Raw genomic sequence first — 18,245 nt, 5'->3', positions numbered from 1 at the left:
AATTTGACATCTTCCGATAATTTATACTATTAAAGATTTTAAAGAGTTGCGAATTATAACTTTCAATTTCATTTTTTGAGATTTCGGAAGTTTCATTTCCAACTCTTTTGTTAAATCTTGCTTGAACATTTCGTTAATTTCTCTTTTAGTTAATTTAATTGAATTTAATATCTCATCATTCTTAGCTATTTTTTTTATTTCATTTGAAGGTAAAAAGCTAACGAAATCTGAAAAAATTAATTTTGGATTTAACTTTGCTTTCCTTATAAATTTTAATTTTAATTGTCCTTTTTCATCAATTAATACTAAAATAATACCCCAATATTCTGGCACAAACTTCAATACTTTATCGTAATACTTTTCTCCTGTAACTATTGTATTCATCTCAAAACTATAATCATACCATTTCAGCTGATTCGGCAGTCTCTCCAAAGAATCAACGTTACTCTTTATTTCATATCCACAAACATGTCCATTTATCGCCACAACATCTGCACGGGCTTTTCCAGTCGGAACTGTTATTTCTTCAATAATAGTACAATTTTTATACGTTTTTAGTCTCTCGATTAAAGCTTCCCTTATTAAAGAATCATCTAATCTATGCATTGTTGACACCTCTTTTAACAAATATTAATACTAACAAATTTAAAACCTAAATTGATGATAACACAGTTTTAGGTTTACTCAAAATAAGAATTAAAATCAAAAATGACAACTTATTTAGGTTTTCAAAAAAATAAATCTCAAGAAATTTAGTATTTAAAAGCTAAGAACGCACTTAAAACAGCGCTCCTAGCCCTAATTTTATTTTTAATCAACTACCCCTTCAATATAGATTTCATTAGAAAGAGTTGAAAAAAAGGCAGTAAATATGTGATCTCGCAGTGAGTACATCGTTACTATGAATCACTAATGATTAGACAAAGAAAGTTCAATCATAGCCAACTACGTAATTAAATCAAATTGAATGTAAATATAAACTCTTGGTATAATTTACTTTCCATTAAATACTTTGCTTAGAAAAATTTCATCTACATTCTGATCTATTTTTAAATCCTTAAACATTGCTGAATATATATTTACCATACGTTCATTTGCTTGTAAACTGTCAACTGTTCCACTCTCTAAATAAGCATAGAATCTCTTCACAGCATCCATAACTTCTTTTGAATCATAAAAAGTTGCTGTAATCCCATTCATCGCAGCCGAGTATTCATTACTTTTAACATCATACCTATAACTAATCATTTGAACTAAAGTGCTATACTTTTTACTCCATAAATCATGCTCTCTTCGCGATTCTTCCATATGCTTCTGGAATTCCTTATTCTGTTTATCCAGCTTCGACGAATATGCCAAAGAGATAAAAACGCCTATCAAACCTAAAGCACCACCAATAATTCCATCAATCGTTATGTTCATAAAAATAATTCCTTTCATAAATCTATTCTAGTTATACGTAGATACAGGCCACATAATTTCTCCACTATAATCTAACTCTTCTTCTATTTCCTCATCAATATTGTACTGAAGGAGGTTACATTCTTTTATCAGTCTATTTATCATCAAATTTCGTAGTAACAAAATTGGTTTTGTTTGAGCCTCTGGATTTTTTAGCTGATTAATTATTTCTTCACTGGTAAAAGAAACACTATTCATAAATAAAGTCTTCGCTTTCAAATCTTTAGAAAGCAAATGCTTTCCTTTATTGTATTTATACCAAAAGTATAAAAAGTCCTTTATTTCCTGATGTATCATTTTTATTTTTTTACTATCATAGTAATCGGTATTATTTATTTTCTCCGCTATATTCTTGATAAAACTATCTGCTGCTTTTTTAGGTATTACCAAGCTAGGCTCTCTAGCACAAATATAATAACTTTGAATAAAATCTAAAGGGTATTCTTCATCCGCTAATTCAAGAACCTTTTCTCCTAATTTGACATACTCATCGTACATGTCCTGTAATTCAAAACTATCTTCTAAGAGATAATCTAGTGTAATCTCAAAGACTGATCTTAATTTCTTACAGTTTTCTAAGGTAGGCATAGCAGCATCATTTTCCCATTTTACTATTGTCTTTATTGAAACACCAACTTTTTCAGCCAATTGCTCTTGTGTCATTTGCTTCTTTTTTCTTTCTTCTATTATTATTAAATGTACTCCCATTTATCAAACCCTCCAGTATCAAATAATTCTAAATAACCAGAAATATCATCTACAACCGCTTCTAATTCCTCTAATAAATCTAAATAGTCTATGGGGTCTCTTTTTTCTCTAATTCCCAAATATCCTGCACTATCATCGTATATTCGGTTATATAATCTGTCATCAGTATAGTCCAGTTCCTTTATATTAACCATCCAATCTCTACACACCTCGTATGCAGCTTTGCAAACAAAATAATCAGCTTGCTCACGTTTTAAATAATCTTCATAACAACGCATAATCAAATCATATTTTGGTGTCACAATCCAATCTCTACTATCAACAACTTCATATCGGATAGTAAATTCTGTAATGTTTTCTACCATGCAATATTCGCTTATTTCTTTTCCAAATTTGTAGTATTTTTCTTTATTATCTATAACTGGCTCTACATCCTCAGAAACTAAATCTTCCATTGTTATATCATATAGTACACTTAAATATGCTAACCCTCTTGGATCAATAGTTGAAATTCCTGATTCCCAACGTCGAATAGTATCTACCTGAAAAGTAAGCCCAGTTCCTTGCTCTATAATTTGTACTAATCTTTTTTTAGAAATGCCTCTATTCTTCCTCTCAATCTCTAGTTGCTCATTAAGAAGCATATGATTTCCCCCTTTTTTATTCTGTACATATATCTTACCAAGATAAATAAAGCTTATGAAGTAACTAAATCAGCTAAAAATACTTTAATTAGTTCTTTTTCCTTTATCGATGGAATAGGGACAGCAGTTTAATCCATATAAAATTAGGAAAGCTTCGTAACAATAAGCTTTCCTAATTTTATATGGTCATACTTTTCAAATTCCAATAAATTACTCCCAACCAAATATTTCACAAATTTCTTTATACTCTTGCTTAAAATCACTTTCCTTCAACTTCATTCGTAATTCTTCATCATAAAAATCTACTATTATGCTGTTTTCAATAACAAAATAGTCCAAGTATTCTTTCTTCAAGAAACTCGCGATATGCCTAGGAAATCCAATGTTTTGCAACTCTATAATAATTTTATTAGTTGTTCCATATTCTAGGAAATCGTCCCATTTTGGTATTTCAGAATTAAGTTCCATCCTATTATTTTTATAACTAATTAAATCAATATAATTTTTAACATCAACTCACTTTCAATTTAGTATTTTTCCATTGTAATATGATATGTTTTCAGCATTTACTTTATGATCAGACTTAATATTTAATGACTTTTTATTTAATTTTTGAAAACCTCTGTCCAATTGAACATGACAATTAGGACAAACTACAATCATATTCTCTTTATTATCACCACCATCATGTGGTGTTCCTAAAGGACGAATATGATGAACTTCTGAATAGTAGCTTTTCCTACCTACTTGTAACTTAAAATTACATATTTGGCACTCATTATCATACAAAGCTTTCAGCTCTTTTACTATTTTAATGTCTCTTCTAATTATACTTTTCGTAATAAGACTTCTCAGTACCTCTGAGTTTATAGTGACACTATCGCTGCTGACTGGATCCTCCCTATTTTTTTGCAAAAAATAAAAAAATTCTTTAAATGCATTTTGATAAGCCCCTACCCCACTTTGCTTTTTTAATTTCTTATTTATCCAATAATCCTCAAATAGAAATATATATATTTCAAGATTTCCCACTGATGAATAAACTTCTTCAAAGCACATTCCAACTTCTGGATGACGTGCTGGATAAAACGCATCCGATTTTATTGTATCAATCGTTGACATTTTTAGATCCTCATCAGAATTTTTCTTAATAAGGTAACTTCTAAATTTTTTTTGAATTTTTTTATACTCATCAGGAGTTTCTCTACGATCAATAATTTTTCTCACCTTCCACTTATCAAATATTCAATGGAAAAAATCGAATTTTGATTAATTTTACTTCGACTAAACTATTTTGTTAAAATCAGGTAAAATATAATAATCTATAAAATCTAGGTTCTCATGACTATTATATAATTCTGTCATTGACGTAATCCTTTTGATATACCGCGGAACAAGAATATTTGGTATATCTAATCTAGAAATTGTAGGGTTCAGGTTACCATAAACATAGTACTCTTTGTCTTTCTCAAAAAAATTAGTTATTCCCACTTCATAAAATTCTTTTAGATTGAGTTTATTTTTTGCCAAAGGGTTATGTAAAACCCATACTCCATCAGTTAGAACTTCTGCTGAATCTATACTCGCCATATTTATTTTAAATGTCATATCATCATCTGTAAAATCTTGATACAAGTTAAATACTTCCTGACTCTTATAATTAACTTGAGATTTTATTAATGCAGTTAGCTTTCCTATTGTTAGATTTGAAGTAAATATAATTGCAGAAACATCAGAATACTCTTCCAATTCAAAAATTCCAATTGGTATTTTTACTCCTTCTTTTTTTTCAACATAGTCTCTTTTGATAAATTTTTTCTGTATCTTAGAATAATATAAACCATATAATAGTGCTATAATCCCAAAAATATATTCCCTGCCATAATTAACTTGTGAATATGAGCTCAATGCAATCACATATGGATTTTCATTTTTAACCCATTTGAGATTAGTATAGTCATTTTTATATTTTTCTAATTTTGTTTTTATTGCGCTTGAATATCTGACCACAGCTTCTTCAATTTCATCATCAAATTCTTCATTTAAGTGAGGCGGGGTCATCATTCCCAAGATGTCCTCTAAACCTCTATTATCCTCTTTTCTTCCATTTATACTTATATTAGAAATCGTAGCTTCAACATAGATTTCACGATTTTCATATTCCTGATTTTTGAGAATAAAATCTGGTCTATTCTTAGTAAAATCGATTGAATAACCTAGGTCTTTAAAAATTTTATATAAAAAAATTTCCCAAAAGCTTGAATGAAATGTCGTTTGAAATTCTTTAACTATTTTCCCATCTCTATCTTCAAATCCTTCAAACCAAGTATTCAATATTTTTCGATGGAAGATAAACTCATCATTTTCCTTTAACATCACAAATTTAGGATGAAGATCATTCTTTATTTTTAAATCTTTAAATAACGCACCTTCTGAATACAGACTGTGTCTTTTTGTTTTCAAGAGTGATCTTAGATCACTAGAAAAATGATTGTTCAGTTCTGTCAGTTTTTCCAAAATATACATTATTGCATCATCATCATATTCAGATAACATATTGATAATTATATTTTCCCAATTACTCTTAGAAAGATAAATATTTTCCAAATAAAGAAAAAACCACACATATTTATTTTCATATGGTTCCATTGAGTCTTTTTTCATTAAAATGATATCTCCTATACTTTTCAAATAATTCCATCCTCTCTCAACTTATACTAATTCTAAAGAATTAACATATCCTATAAAATACTTATTACCTAACAACCCCATCTTCAAAAATCAATTCTATATCTTATCATTGAAAATTGCTAAAACGGGCTTCTATAATAATTATAGCTAAGCCTGTTCTTAGTTATAAATGTTAATAATTCTTAGGATATTAATTGTTTGTTTTGTACACTTATAGTTATCAGATTGTTCATTCAATTTCATAAATAATGGTCTACTTTTCATATTTTCTGCTAAAATCTCTCATATTTTATTATAACATTTTGCATAATAATTAACCTATATAATAACTTTCTTTATGAAATACTTGTTCGTCTATTTCATTATGTTGTGAGTTTTTTTTACACTTTTAACCTCTAATAACAGTTTTATTTTAACTGCACGTGATACATCATTAAGCTTGATATGTCCGTTCGTTTCATAAATCAAAATTTATTTTCCTTTTGCAAAAATCAAAAAAAAGCACCTTAAATGTTAGCCTAGTAGCTCAATTTAAGGTACTCTAATTAAGGTTAGAAAACAACGGGTGGGATAATCTTACTTCCTGTTTTCTACCAAAGCTAAGTGCAATAGACAACTGTTACATCTTGAATACTTCTCGACCTCTGCCTTTAATCCAAATACTCACATGCTTACCATCAGTCTTTAAACTAACATCTTTAACATCATCTAGGAATTTATTATAGTAATTAGTATACCTTGTCCAGATGTATAAAGTTGTATGTTTTAAATAGTGGCTGACACTGCAGCAATTCAAAATTTACTCTATAACCAGTTTAATGTAACCATCGTCTTCTTTGTTGTATATTTTTTTTCCTACTAAAGAAGCAATTTCTTTAATTGTTTCAAGACTTTCAAAATTGTCGTCATTGCCATCTTCAATCTCAACTTCCATACAATTCCCATCCTCATCAATATGACTTGTACAGTTCACGTAATATTTATCTAAAATATCTTCTAAAGGATATTGTGAGTTTTCATTATTCTCAAGCTCAAAGCGTAATGTAATAACATATCTTTTATTTTTTAAATCTTTGTAAATGCCATTTTCTAATTCCTCGTAGTTCTTTTTGTTTCGGTATTTATCTAAGATTACAGTTTTAATGTTCTTCAATTTTTCAGCCTCCGCTATCCTTATTTAATTACCTATAATTTGAGAAAAATCTACCCCATCAATACTCCACTTAACTTCGAAAGAAACAGGACGTGGAGAAGTACCACTATAATTAGCCTTAACTTCTGCTATCACTTTTTTACCTTGATTAAGTGCCTTTGCCCATGAATTTTCAATTTTTTTGAAATCACTCAAATTTGCTTTACTTGACTGTGAAAATAGATTATTCAATTCTGGAGAGCCGCCAAATCGATCCCCAAAGGCATGCCCTGCATGATCTCCTGGCAATTTACCAGGTGTATTAGGATTATGTGGAAGTCTTCCATCATGAGTTTTTGGTTTCAATTCATCAGGACCTGCTTTTTCCAATCGACCTAAATCATCAGTTTTATAGTTATAATCATGTTCCCCTGCCTTATACTTATTATTCGGCTTCAAATCTTTATGGTACTGATTATAGTTATTTGCAAAACTATAGTTAACTGTCGAACTAGCAACACCCATCTTACTAATAGCGTCCGAAACAATTGCCACACCAGCTCCTGTAGTCGCTGCGCCTGCCACAACTCCTGCTTGTGTGATACCTGTTAAGGCAAGTGTTCCTCCAGAAAAATAAGTTCCCCCTAAACTTAGTCCAGTTATCCCAAGTCCTCCAAGTGCTGTAGTTACTCCTGTTGCTAATTGTAACAGAGATTGATTTAAAAGTTCTCTTTGTTGAGCATTCAATTCTTTGTTAGCTTGTGCGGTTAGTTCTGCATCATTTACGCCATTTTTTAAGATAATGACTCCGTTACCTGCACCCATATTAACAGGTAATACTCTCAATATATTCCCGTCATCATCAAACAATAATAACTGATTCAACTCATTGATAGATGCTGCCCATTGATCAGCAGGGACATTCTTCAATGCCTCTTTCATAATTTCTTGATAGTATTTCCGAGCTGCTTTTGGTAACTGGAGTTCGTCCATCCCGTTTTCTAGAGCAACCTGTTTTCTTGTTGCGGTTACACTCGTTGATTTTACTGATGTTAACCACGAAGAATCAAAACCTTCTGGAAAAGCATAGGCTCCTGTTTTAGGATTCACTGTCATTAGTCCCAATACTTCTATTGCCTGCATCCCAATCTTTAATTGAGTCAAAGATCCACGAAATAAACCATTTGTTTCTGATTGAAAATTTGCTAAAGCTTCGAAAGCACCTTTAGCTAGTTTTCCCAGTAATCCTAATTTATTTGAGCATTGAATTTGAAAATTAATCACTGAAATTTGGCGTTGAAACGATTGAATTAATTCATTTTGCACCTGTTCATCAATAACAGCCCATTTATTCACTAATCCGTCGGCTGCTTGATAGCTGCTGAGTTCTTCTTTTATTGCATCAACAGCACTATCTACACGTTCAACAGTTGGAAGAATCAAGTCTTGGAATAAGCCTTTCCCTGCTGTATACGCAGCCCCAGATAACTGTTCACCGTCCACTGACTGAATTAAATATTGACTACCCGACTTTAGTTGTCCTGTAACACCTTTCGCAGTAGTGATATTCGTTGTTAACCCTTGAATCAATGCTGTTGAATCTGCACTTATATATTTTACCATTCTAACGCCCCTCGCTCTTTATACAAACGTTCGTTAGTATCCTCTAATTGTCTACTCGATTTTCTATAAGCAGATTCTACTGTTTCTTCTTGAGAACGAAAGACGGATTGAACATTTCTATAAATATCCTGAATCTCCTCTTGGTTATAATAAGCCGTCTTATCACCAAAGTGAGCAAGTTCTTGATATAATGAAGCGATTCGATCAGTCTGTTGTTTCATTTGCCATTTGCTTTCTTCTAACTGTTCCTGCCACTTCCGTTGTTCTCTCTTCAAATCCTCTGAAATTTGCTCATTTTCTTGAATTTGCTTGGTTAATACAATTTTATCAGCTTCCATTTTATGCTTATCCTTTGTCAATATACGACACCACCCATTTGGTGAGCTGCTTGACGATCTTGATACTCCATCATTTCTGCAATTTGAGGGAATTTTTCTGCTTGAGACCAAACGCACTCTGCAAGACTACTCACTTCACCGACAATTTGATTTGCAATTGTCAACCCCTCTGTCATGCTAGATACCGTACTTCCAGAAAAACTGATTGCCTTTTTGGATAAATCTACATTTTTTCCAGTTAATTTAGTTACAGCATTTTGAGCTGCTGCTGTACTTGATGCTATTTTCTCAGCCATAAAAAACCTCCTTTTATATATTATTCACAATAAATGTATTAAGATCATTACATAAAGTCTATTTATATAATTAAAGTCTACCAAATATAATGACTAATAACAACAACATCATTACACCGCAGCATCTAATGGCACAAAATTTATCAGCTATTCTATGAAGAAGTATTCTTTTTTATGTAAGTTGATGAAATATGTCTGTGATGCAAAAGTTCTGAAACATTGCATCACAAATTAAATCCATTGTATAAATGAAAAAAATGGCAGCTTACAATAAATCCGAATTTTGTTCGCTTTTTTCTCTGTTCGCCTTGATTCTCTCTGTCGATTTATTTATACTTAGTGTATAGAATGGAAATAAAAAAGCTGAGTAAGTCCTGATTCAGAACATCACTCAACTTTATGACAATTTAATCCTTGGCACCTTTTTGTTTGGCTGGAACCGAACGGAAATGGTCTTGAAAACAGCAACGACTGTCCGCACGAGTATGCCAATAGTAAATGATTCACTAGCTTTTTGTTGTGTCTCTTTTTGAGTTACCACTAGAAAGGATTGCTAGGTTTCTTTAAAGTACTATTGACTTATTCAGGTATTGGACATTGCGCCAATGCCTTTTTTGTTTCTATTCTAGGTCTGATTTTTATTGATGGTGGTGGTAATAAAACGTAACGATGTACAAGTTAAAAAATAGAAAAATAAAAAACGGCACCTTACAACCTGACTGGAATCATGTTGCAAGGCCCCGAATAAACAGCAACGACTGCTTATCCGAGTTGCCGATAGCGCGTACCGAAGTACTCGCATGTTTTATTGTACTTAATTTTGATTGATTTGACTAGGGGTATTAGTGGATTCTTTCATTTTTCTGGCGATTTCATGTGTTCTTTGGCGAACTATTGCACACGATGAGGCACAGATAGGTCTGATCGTTTTTTATTTTCCTGTTTGTTTTTCAAAAACTAGGAATGGATGTGTAATGATGAGTAAAGAACAGAATTTGAAGGCGGTACCTTATCAAGATATTTTGGATGTGCGGAGTGAGTTGATCAAGCTTCGGTCTTGGCAGAAATCGTTGGTTTATTTGGATGAGTTTTTTGATGGAAAGGTTACGAGGAATAAGAAGGATATGCGGATGCGTTATTATTCTTGTCAGCAGTTGTATCAGGTTTTCGCTGGGGATTTTGAGGAGATTTTGAAAGAGAGTGAGGAAGTTTTGGGTAAGATGATACAAACCAAAAAAATTTAACTACTAAAAAGCGCGAGCAATACATGCACTATTAATTATGCTGTTACTCGCGCTCGTTGATATATCTAGTATCTAATGATTATATGCATACATAGAGAACTAATATTCTGAAATAAAAGAATGAACATTTGACACAATAGCTAATTTTTCGATATATGAATAGACATCAGTTTCAATATCCATCCCTAATGTAGCGCCGAAAAATTCGCACAATTTATTGAAACAGAAAAAGATTTGTTCTAAAAATACCCATTGGTGCTAGCATTGGTTCTACTTTTATTTTCAGACATCAAAAAAAGCTAGGAATGCCTATACAACAGCGTTCTTAGCTTTTAGTTTATTTGGTTCTAATCATCTTCCAGTCGTACTTTATATTTGGATAAATCACTTTTTCACAGATATTCAATCAAACTTAATCAGCACTTTCCCTTTGGGATGGCCTGATGCAACCAGAGCTAAAGCCTTATTAATATCTTCTAGCTTAAATTCAGTTGGGTCAATCGCAGGTACAATATTATTTCTTTCAACAAGATCCGTAATCTGACTTAACTGTTTTCCATCGGCACGTACAAATATAAACCGATATTCAATTCCTTTTTCTTTCGCTTTTTTATCATATTTTGAGCCCGCTAAGCCAAATAGAATCTGTTTCCACTTTGCTAGCTTTTTATCTACTGCAAATTGCTTATTTGGACTTGTCCGCAAGCTCAATAAGCGTCCACCTGACTTAATGACTGACAATTCATGCTCAAATTCATCCGGACCTAACGTATCAATGACAAAGTCTACCGGCTCAAGTGTTTCCCAATAGTTCTCTTCTTTATAATTAATGTAACGATCCGCACCTGCTGCTAAGGTTCTCTCTTTCGCTTCTGGGCTCCCCGAAACAATCACCTTCAACCCTATCGATTTTGCAATCGGAATCGCCATTTGTCCAAAGCTACCTGAGCCACCTGGGATAAAAACTGTTTGACCTGCTTTGGCGGCCAACTCTTCATGTAAGGCTTGATAAGCGGTTAAGCCCGTTAACGGAACAGCCGCTCCCGTTGTAAAATCCAAATTCTCAGGTAAATACCCTATAGCATCAGCATCAACAGCAGCATATTCTGCAAAAGCACCGATACTATTCACTGGCAATCTACAATATACTGCTTCTCCTACTTTAAAGCCTTGAACGTTTTCCCCAACTTTTTCGATGATTCCAGTTAGTTCATTTCCCAAGGTTAATGGCATTTTGTAGTCTTGAATCAGCTTTACAGCTCCTGTTATATTTAAGATTTCAAGAGGATTCACCGCAGCAACCTTCACTTTGATCAATACCTGATCAGCCGATATCTCTGGGATAGGAATATCTACTATTTTTGCCGTCAATTCTTTGGAATACTTTTCTATTTGTGCAGCCTTCATGTTTATAGTCTCCTTCATTTATTAATCTCTTTTTTAGAACGTTCATTCTAATTAACTTTAAAAAAATTTATAGTGAAAACGTCGGAAAAATTGAGTCCTTTAGTAAAAATTCGTTGTGTTCATTTACAAGTCCAACTGTCTTCTCACTTTCATACAATCTTATCAGGAAATTAGCCACTTCTGTTGGTGTACGCAACTGTAGCTTCTGACTGTTCATGCCAGCGTTACTAGCTTGTTTAATAAAATCTGTAGCTGTGAGTGCAGGAGCTAATACTTTTGCCTTTAACTCAGCGTTTTTTAGCTCCCCTGCAAGTCCTTCAGTTAAAACACTAACAAAAAACTTTGAAGCTGAATAAGCCACATTTCCTAAAGCAATAACATACCCCATTGCAGAAGATACATTGATGAGCTGTGTTCCTTTTACATTCGCATAATCTTTGACATAGAGAGTCGATAGGATCGTTGTTGCTTCTACATTTACATAGATGAGTTGTTCAATTTTTTCTAAATCTGCATTCATCAACACTCCCGATGTCCCTAAACCAGCATTGTTAATCCATGTTTCAATGTTGTAATTGGTCAAAGAGTGATACAATTCATAAACTGCTTTTCGATCTGACAAATCACTTTTTCTTAATACAATATCTAAATCAGGATACTCCTTTTGAATCCTTTTTTTCAAGGAATTCAACCGATCTTCTCTTCTTGCAACTAAAATAAGGTTTTTTTCTTTCTTAGCAAAAGCAAGCGCTGTTTCATAGCCTATACCAGAACTGGCTCCTGTAATTACTGTATATTTTTTCTTCATTTCTATTCCTACTCTCTTTTTATAAAATAAACAACGTTACTTTAACAATTGAACGCAGCTTTTTCTGATCATTGGTCGTTTTCGCTAAAACTCTAATCCCTACCCACGCATTATGTAGGTAGCTCGCCAATTCGTGTAAATTTTGCTTTTTTAAAGTTATGTCGTTCTTTTGTCCTTCCTTTAGAAGTCGATAAATATAATTCTCACTCTTAGAAAATGCCCCCTGAACCTTTTCTGTCACTTCCGAATCCAGTAAGGCTAGCTCAGTAGCTGTATTAACAATCAAACAACCTTTTGGATGATTAGAATTTTCTTGTATAACAATTGAAAATAATTCCTCAAGCTTTTCTTTTGTTGACATTGTCGGCTTTAAACGTTGGGAAATTTCTTGCTCTAACTCAATTTCGTATTGGTCAAGAGCTTTCATGAAAAGTACATGTTTATCCCCAAATGTATCATAAATACTACGGCGATGAATCCCCATGTTATCGACTAAATCCTGCATAGATGTCTTTTCGTACCCTTGTTCCCAGAAGGTCAGCATTGCTTTATCCAACACAACTGATTCATTGAATTCTTTTGTTCTTGCCATTGACCCAGTCCTTCTTTTTTATTTTAGAATGATCGTTCTTATATTAGCAATTATTTATAAAGATGTCAATGAATCAGAATTGATTCCTCCATTTCAAAAAGATATGTCAGCTTTACAAGTTTGCACAATTCATCAAAACAGAAAAAGATTGGTTCTAAAATACCCATTGGTGCTACTTTTATTTTTGAGTATTAGAAAAAGCTAGGAATAACTATACAACAGCGTTCCTAGCTTCTATTTTGTTATTACCCCACTGGCCCTTCCATTAGATTTTTTAATCATCAATGGATAGTAATAAGCATTAAATTAACATCTATTCATTTCATTTTTATGAATCAGAATGTATTATATCCAACTAAGATAAAGTAAATAGCATTTACTTTGGCATTAAAATTTTTGAGGAGCAATTTCAGAAATCAAAATATTTTTATAATTATTATTGTCTGAATCCAAATTATAGACTGAGATATCCTTAAGTCGATAATCATTCTTTTTGACAAATAAATTTAAATACTCTATGTCATGAGTTGAAAAAATAAGTTGTCTCTTTAAACCGCTCAGTACATCTGTAATAGAAAATCTATTAACATCATCCATATTCTGAACAGGGTCATCTATTGCAATGAAATCAAAGAAACTAAAAGTTTGAGAAGTATTGGTTGCAATAAAAATCGAAATTGCTAACACATTTAATTGTCCTGAGCTAAGCATATAATTAGCAATAGTAGAATTATTTTCACTTTTTACTTTTATATCTAATTCTCTATCATTTGTAACATCAAAAAACAATTCTTGAAATTCAACAGGATTAGGATTTAGGTATTGATAGTATTTTACTATTGATGAATTAGGATTATTTAAAAATTCAACTGTCTTATTGCCAAATTTTTCTGTTATTGTATTTTCCTTTATACAAAGTTTTTTCTCAATGTCCTTATAATATTTTTTTATTATTTCAAATTCTTTCTTTTTATTTATTAACAGGCCTTTTTCCTCGTTGATATTTTTCAGTTCATTCATTTCATTTGATTTTTTTAAAGAATTCTCTAAACTCTTTTCTTTTAAAATAGATTCTTCAAGTTTCTTATTTAAATAAGTTGTTAAATCTATATCTGTACTAATTTGATATTTTTCATATAACTTATTCAGTAAATCTTTATTATCAGATAAACTCTCCACTTCCAATTTCAATTGTCCAATTATATTTTTTTGAGTTTTAATTTCTAGTTTTTTATTATTTATCTTATAGTCATTTTTCTCTAGTTCTTTTTTTAATTCATCTGGAGAAAGATTTTTTTCTAGCATTGAACTTTTTAATGGGAGTGACAACTCTAATTTTAACTCTTCTATTTCTTTTTGAATTTGTAAAGCATTTTCTAACTCTTTTATTGTTGTCTCTATCTCACTTATAAATAATTCTATTTTTACATTACTATTATTAAATAAATTATCATCAAATAATACATTATTGATTATTTCTTTTGAAATACTATCATAATTATTTTTTTGAGTTTCTAAACTAATAATCTTTTTAACTATATTTTTCCTTTCTTTTTTCAAACCATCAATTTTTTCACTTAAATCTTCACGTTTAAAAATATTTTTTTTGATCTTTTCTTGATATTTTCCACTCTCATCTATAAGTTTTTTTACTTTTAGATTTAATTGTTCTTCCAACTTTTCTACTTCACTATCACAAACAGGACACGTATTAGTATATTCACTATTTTCTTTAGTAAAGTTACTAGCATGTTCAACTAATATTAAAAGATTTTGGATATCACTTGATACTTCTCCAGACGAAAAATCTTTTTGTAATACATTGTAATTATCATCTAATTCTTTAATCTCTAATTCTAATATTTTTCGTTTCTCAATTAATTCTTTTATTTCATTAGTTACTTTTAGCATTCCTGACTTTGAATTGAAAAACTCTTTACTCTTTTCAATTCTATAATCTAACTTTTTCTTTTCTGACACACATTTTTGTAGTTCAAAACTAACAAGATCAATTTCCGCAACTTTATTTTTTTCAAGGATTATTAATACATTTTCAGACAATTTTTTTAGCTTCTCTATTTTACTTTGCTTATTTTTAGATTGCTCTATTTCTTCATTTAACTGATCATAATCTTTTTTTAATTTTTGAAGCTCAGCTAATTCACAAGTTTCTTCTAAGATTTTCTCTTCTAATTCTTTTGTATTTTTTTCTATCTCTTTTTCTTTTTCAAATATGAATTCTTTTAATTTTTCAGGATTACTTGTATACTTATAATTTTTCTTTAATAATTCTTCTTTATCTATTAAAAGTTTTGAACTTAAAGACTTAATTTCACTTAATTCCTGAGCAGTACTCTTAACATTTGAATATAATTCAATATCATTTAAATCAAGTTCATACTTTTCTAACTTATCATTAAACTTTTTTTGCAGTAACTCTTCTTTCTCATCTATTTTTTTTATTTCTAAATCGTTAAAAGCAATTTGATTCTTTATTTCATTTTTAGATCTTTCAATATTTTTTTTTAAATTATTTACTTTTTCAAACCCCATTATGGATGCTAAGGAATCATATCTATCCTTTGAACTATCTTTGGTAATAAAACTATTTATCTGACTTTGAGATAAAATATATGCCTGACTCATCGTTTTCTTATCCCACTTAAACACAGAATCCTTTGAAACAATTTCTTCTATTTTTTTTATTACATTTGATTCTCCTTGCAACACTTCATTTGTAGCACAATTTTCAATTGATACTTTAATATTATTAAAACTATTAGTATCCACCTTCGTAAAAGATCTTTTTAAAATAAATTCTTTAAAGTACAAAGAAACCATACATTCTTCACCATTTCTTAAAGATGAATTTGAAATTATCTCTTTATTTTTATTAATTGGTGCAAACCTTTTAATTTCTCCAGTTACACACCATTCTACTGCATCAAAAAAAGAACTTTTACCATTACCATTCTCTCCATACAAGATCGTTATATCTTTTGATAAATCAAAGATTGTTTCTCCAGAATAATTTCGAAAGTTTTTTATAATTAGTTTTTTCAATCTCATACCCGATTTCCTCCATCAAGATTTGTTTTAATTATATTTTCTATTTTTTTCTTACTAATTTCAAAATGCTCACCATCATTATTTATTATTTCTTTTATGATTAAATCTGATTCATCTTCTTCAGTATTAATAATTAAATCATATAAATCAGATCCAATAGAGAAACTTGCACTATCGCTAAAAGCCGATTCTAAAAAAGGAATTCTTTTTAGATCGCTTTCAGAATGGATAATATATTTTCTTAAATTTTTGTAATTACGCTCAATTGAATAATTCCTATTATCAAAATCTATATCTTCCTCTATTAATATCAAATAATAAATATTCCAAATATTATAGTTTTTATTACTTAAAATAGATTTTGTAAACCTAACATCTTCTAAAACATCTTTAGTATTTAAAGTTCCTTCAAATAATTCATATTCTTTTATAATTACCCCTTTATGAATCTCCTTGTTATACATAAAGCTAAATTCAGAATTATCCGGCTTAAACTTATCACTTTCACTAACATTGAAATCGTTGTCGATAAAGAATTCAATAAGCTTTTGCTTTTTCATAACTTAAACTCCCTTTTAATGTTTTCTTTTATTTCATCGATATCTTTATATCTATTTTTCATTTTACGTATATTAGTTACCTTTTCATCATGACCCTCAATATAAAATATTTTTTTGTTAGTAACTGCTATCGAAGTATCAGATTCATTTGATTCATCATCAGATACATCAAAGTTTACTTTAGGTTTTTCTTTGTACTCCACTTCTATATATTCTAAATCATGAGTATCTAAATTATCGTACGCTCCTGATAATATTACTCTGAAATTAGGATTGTTTATAAACGAAAATTGATCTTCAATGCTAAAATCCTTAAAAGCGTTTTGAAACTGGATTATCACATCTTCGAAAAGAAAATCAAAATCTCCTTCTACACCAAATAAGTTAAATGAAGTACATTTCTGATCAACATCATTATCACAATTTACTAATAATAGACCTCTATGCTCATTATCAATTTGAATATTTCCATTTAGAAAAATTTTTATAAGTAATAGAATATTTAAAATCCTTTTAAATTCTGTTTCTCTTGCAATACTATTATTCATTCTAAAATGTGAACTAAATCTGATTCTCTTTAAATATCTACTAAGAATAGTTATTAGATTTTCATTGGTTGACTCATTAATAAAACATACAATTTCACCTTCAAGGCTATCAATAATCTTATTAAATTCTTCTGAGTACGTCTTGCCACTAAATTCATTTCTCAATACTTCAATAAAATCTCCTAATATCTCTACCATATTATCCTGTTGTATATTTTTTCTCCATTTTTTTGAAATTCAGCGGATATATCTGCTTTTAAATCGATTAAGCTATCATCATTCACAATTTGAAAACTTACATCAGATGGATTAAAACACTTTTCAAAAAGAAAAGATATTATCATATTAATAATTTTGTCATTGGCTATTGAATAATCATTGAACTGTTTGGCAATTCGTTTATATAAATCATTTTTCAAATCATCAGGAGTACGGCCGGTCATTCTAAATGTTCTTAATCCTTTTTTTATCTCGTCATCAGTTAGATTATAATTGCTACTATTTTCACTAATATGTTTATACAAACTTTTATCTTTATCATTAAATGAACTGTCAAAATAAGTATTTTTATAATAATTTTCAAAATCTAGACATTTTTTTATTCCTTTTGTAAATGTACAATTTGAAATTAATTCAAACTCTATCTTAACATCTAATAAAGGATCATTTAAAATTTTTTGGGTTGAAATTAGTTTAGGGATCCATTCAGAATGTGCTTTTGAATCGGTTACATTACAAAATGTATCATTTTTAGTTTTCACTTGAATAATTCTAACTGTATCACTATTATAAACAATAATATCTTGATGATGATCTATTATTACTTTACTCCACTTCCCTTCCAACATTTGAATAATATAATCTACAGTAAGTAATAATTGATAATAAAACCCTGACATTGCAATAATTCCACCATCATCATTTGTTTCAGTTTCTATAAGAATTTTTTCTATTCTGTCTTCTTTTCTACACTCATCTATCAATTCTTCTATTGTCTTTCCTTTTTCAGTATTGTACTTCTCTACAACTTGGGTTAAAAAAGTTTCTGGTTCTCCTTTCGGATCGACTTTTTTTGAGATAAGTTGCTCTATCTGATTTATTTTCCCTTCTTTTTTAGTCATTAA

At 30.2% G+C, this 18,245-nt stretch carries 18 protein-coding genes; 1 reads left to right on the top strand and 17 read right to left on the bottom strand.

Features of this window, described 5'->3' with window-relative positions; all coding sequences use genetic code 11:
* Window positions 1-21 precede the first annotated feature (21 nt).
* The 10 genes from IGL98_RS06875 to IGL98_RS06830 form a co-directional block, all read right to left on the bottom strand.
* Window positions 22-606, bottom strand: coding sequence for a sce7726 family protein (locus tag IGL98_RS06875; protein ID WP_206913402.1), 585 nt, complete (start codon window positions 604-606; stop codon window positions 22-24).
* 387 nt (window positions 607-993) lie between these two features.
* Window positions 994-1,422, bottom strand: coding sequence for a hypothetical protein (locus IGL98_RS06870; RefSeq protein WP_206913400.1), 429 nt, complete (start codon window positions 1,420-1,422; stop codon window positions 994-996).
* Window positions 1,423-1,449: 27 nt separating this feature from the next.
* Entirely contained in the window at window positions 1,450-2,169 is a 720-nt protein-coding gene (locus IGL98_RS06865; protein WP_206913391.1) for a helix-turn-helix domain-containing protein, read from the bottom strand.
* A complete protein-coding gene (locus IGL98_RS06860) occupies window positions 2,154-2,813 on the bottom strand; it encodes a hypothetical protein (RefSeq protein WP_206913383.1) in 660 nt (219 codons plus the stop codon). The genes IGL98_RS06865 and IGL98_RS06860 overlap by 16 nt, the downstream gene beginning before the upstream one ends.
* Before the next feature lie 522 nt (window positions 2,814-3,335).
* Complete coding sequence (locus IGL98_RS06855) at window positions 3,336-4,040, bottom strand: HNH endonuclease (protein WP_206913380.1); 705 nt, start codon at window positions 4,038-4,040, stop codon at window positions 3,336-3,338.
* 57 nt (window positions 4,041-4,097) lie between these two features.
* Window positions 4,098-5,504 (bottom strand): hypothetical protein, encoded by a 1,407-nt coding sequence (locus IGL98_RS06850; protein ID WP_206913372.1) that lies wholly within the window; start codon window positions 5,502-5,504, stop codon window positions 4,098-4,100.
* A 799-nt stretch (window positions 5,505-6,303) separates the two neighbouring features.
* A complete protein-coding gene (locus tag IGL98_RS06845; protein ID WP_206913371.1) occupies window positions 6,304-6,657 on the bottom strand; it encodes a hypothetical protein in 354 nt (117 codons plus the stop codon).
* Window positions 6,658-6,681: 24 nt separating this feature from the next.
* Window positions 6,682-8,259 (bottom strand): DNA/RNA non-specific endonuclease, encoded by a 1,578-nt coding sequence (locus IGL98_RS06840; protein ID WP_339099601.1) that lies wholly within the window; start codon window positions 8,257-8,259, stop codon window positions 6,682-6,684.
* Window positions 8,253-8,597: a hypothetical protein gene (locus IGL98_RS06835; protein ID WP_206911549.1), complete on the bottom strand. Its 345-nt coding sequence runs from the start codon at window positions 8,595-8,597 to the stop codon at window positions 8,253-8,255. The genes IGL98_RS06840 and IGL98_RS06835 overlap by 7 nt, the downstream gene beginning before the upstream one ends.
* Before the next feature lie 17 nt (window positions 8,598-8,614).
* Window positions 8,615-8,893, bottom strand: a complete 279-nt coding sequence (locus IGL98_RS06830; protein WP_206911548.1) for a hypothetical protein — start codon at window positions 8,891-8,893, stop codon at window positions 8,615-8,617.
* A 977-nt stretch (window positions 8,894-9,870) separates the two neighbouring features.
* On the opposite strand from IGL98_RS06830, the gene IGL98_RS06825 reads away from it, so the two are divergent.
* On the top strand, window positions 9,871-10,137 hold the full coding sequence (locus tag IGL98_RS06825; protein ID WP_206911547.1) for a hypothetical protein: 267 nt from the start codon (window positions 9,871-9,873) through the stop codon (window positions 10,135-10,137).
* A 402-nt stretch (window positions 10,138-10,539) separates the two neighbouring features.
* Here IGL98_RS06825 and IGL98_RS06820 read toward each other — a convergent pair whose 3' ends face one another.
* The 7 genes from IGL98_RS06820 to IGL98_RS06790 form a co-directional block, all read right to left on the bottom strand.
* A complete protein-coding gene (locus IGL98_RS06820; RefSeq protein ID WP_206911546.1) occupies window positions 10,540-11,544 on the bottom strand; it encodes an NADP-dependent oxidoreductase in 1,005 nt (334 codons plus the stop codon).
* 67 nt (window positions 11,545-11,611) lie between these two features.
* Complete coding sequence (locus IGL98_RS06815; protein ID WP_206911545.1) at window positions 11,612-12,352, bottom strand: SDR family NAD(P)-dependent oxidoreductase; 741 nt, start codon at window positions 12,350-12,352, stop codon at window positions 11,612-11,614.
* Between the two features lie 19 nt (window positions 12,353-12,371).
* Window positions 12,372-12,944, bottom strand: a complete 573-nt coding sequence (locus IGL98_RS06810) for a TetR/AcrR family transcriptional regulator (protein ID WP_206911544.1) — start codon at window positions 12,942-12,944, stop codon at window positions 12,372-12,374.
* Window positions 12,945-13,331: 387 nt separating this feature from the next.
* Window positions 13,332-16,013: an AAA family ATPase gene (locus IGL98_RS06805; RefSeq protein WP_339099602.1), complete on the bottom strand. Its 2,682-nt coding sequence runs from the start codon at window positions 16,011-16,013 to the stop codon at window positions 13,332-13,334.
* Window positions 16,010-16,573: an ABC-three component system middle component 1 gene (locus IGL98_RS06800; protein WP_206913447.1), complete on the bottom strand. Its 564-nt coding sequence runs from the start codon at window positions 16,571-16,573 to the stop codon at window positions 16,010-16,012. The genes IGL98_RS06805 and IGL98_RS06800 overlap by 4 nt, the downstream gene beginning before the upstream one ends.
* A complete protein-coding gene (locus IGL98_RS06795; RefSeq protein WP_206913445.1) occupies window positions 16,570-17,319 on the bottom strand; it encodes a hypothetical protein in 750 nt (249 codons plus the stop codon). The genes IGL98_RS06800 and IGL98_RS06795 overlap by 4 nt, the downstream gene beginning before the upstream one ends.
* Window positions 17,313-18,242, bottom strand: coding sequence for a dsDNA nuclease domain-containing protein (locus tag IGL98_RS06790; protein WP_206913436.1), 930 nt, complete (start codon window positions 18,240-18,242; stop codon window positions 17,313-17,315). The genes IGL98_RS06795 and IGL98_RS06790 overlap by 7 nt, the downstream gene beginning before the upstream one ends.
* Between the last annotated feature and the right edge of the window lie 3 nt (window positions 18,243-18,245).

Source organism: Enterococcus sp. DIV0840 (genome assembly GCF_050527835.1).
Lineage (GTDB): Bacteria > Bacillota > Bacilli > Lactobacillales > Enterococcaceae > Enterococcus_L > Enterococcus_L ureasiticus.
This window is presented reverse-complemented; position numbering and strand designations above follow the sequence as displayed.

Bases quoted from the DNA above. Each gene is read 5' to 3' on its own strand.
- IGL98_RS06875 (WP_206913402.1), bottom strand. From the start codon at position 606: ATGCATAGATTAGATGATTCTTTAATAAGGGAAGCTTTAATCGAGAGA.
- IGL98_RS06870 (WP_206913400.1), bottom strand. From the start codon at position 1,422: ATGAACATAACGATTGATGGAATTATTGGTGGTGCTTTAGGTTTGATA.
- IGL98_RS06865 (WP_206913391.1), bottom strand. From the start codon at position 2,169: ATGGGAGTACATTTAATAATAATAGAAGAAAGAAAAAAGAAGCAAATG.
- IGL98_RS06860 (WP_206913383.1), bottom strand. From the start codon at position 2,813: ATGCTTCTTAATGAGCAACTAGAGATTGAGAGGAAGAATAGAGGCATT.
- IGL98_RS06840 (WP_339099601.1), bottom strand. From the start codon at position 8,259: ATGGTAAAATATATAAGTGCAGATTCAACAGCATTGATTCAAGGGTTA.
- IGL98_RS06835 (WP_206911549.1), bottom strand. From the start codon at position 8,597: ATGGAAGCTGATAAAATTGTATTAACCAAGCAAATTCAAGAAAATGAG.
- IGL98_RS06830 (WP_206911548.1), bottom strand. From the start codon at position 8,893: ATGGCTGAGAAAATAGCATCAAGTACAGCAGCAGCTCAAAATGCTGTA.
- IGL98_RS06825 (WP_206911547.1), top strand. From the start codon at position 9,871: ATGAGTAAAGAACAGAATTTGAAGGCGGTACCTTATCAAGATATTTTG.
- IGL98_RS06820 (WP_206911546.1), bottom strand. From the start codon at position 11,544: ATGAAGGCTGCACAAATAGAAAAGTATTCCAAAGAATTGACGGCAAAA.
- IGL98_RS06815 (WP_206911545.1), bottom strand. From the start codon at position 12,352: ATGAAGAAAAAATATACAGTAATTACAGGAGCCAGTTCTGGTATAGGC.
- IGL98_RS06810 (WP_206911544.1), bottom strand. From the start codon at position 12,944: ATGGCAAGAACAAAAGAATTCAATGAATCAGTTGTGTTGGATAAAGCA.
- IGL98_RS06805 (WP_339099602.1), bottom strand. From the start codon at position 16,013: ATGAGATTGAAAAAACTAATTATAAAAAACTTTCGAAATTATTCTGGA.
- IGL98_RS06800 (WP_206913447.1), bottom strand. From the start codon at position 16,573: ATGAAAAAGCAAAAGCTTATTGAATTCTTTATCGACAACGATTTCAAT.
- IGL98_RS06795 (WP_206913445.1), bottom strand. From the start codon at position 17,319: ATGGTAGAGATATTAGGAGATTTTATTGAAGTATTGAGAAATGAATTT.
- IGL98_RS06790 (WP_206913436.1), bottom strand. From the start codon at position 18,242: ATGACTAAAAAAGAAGGGAAAATAAATCAGATAGAGCAACTTATCTCA.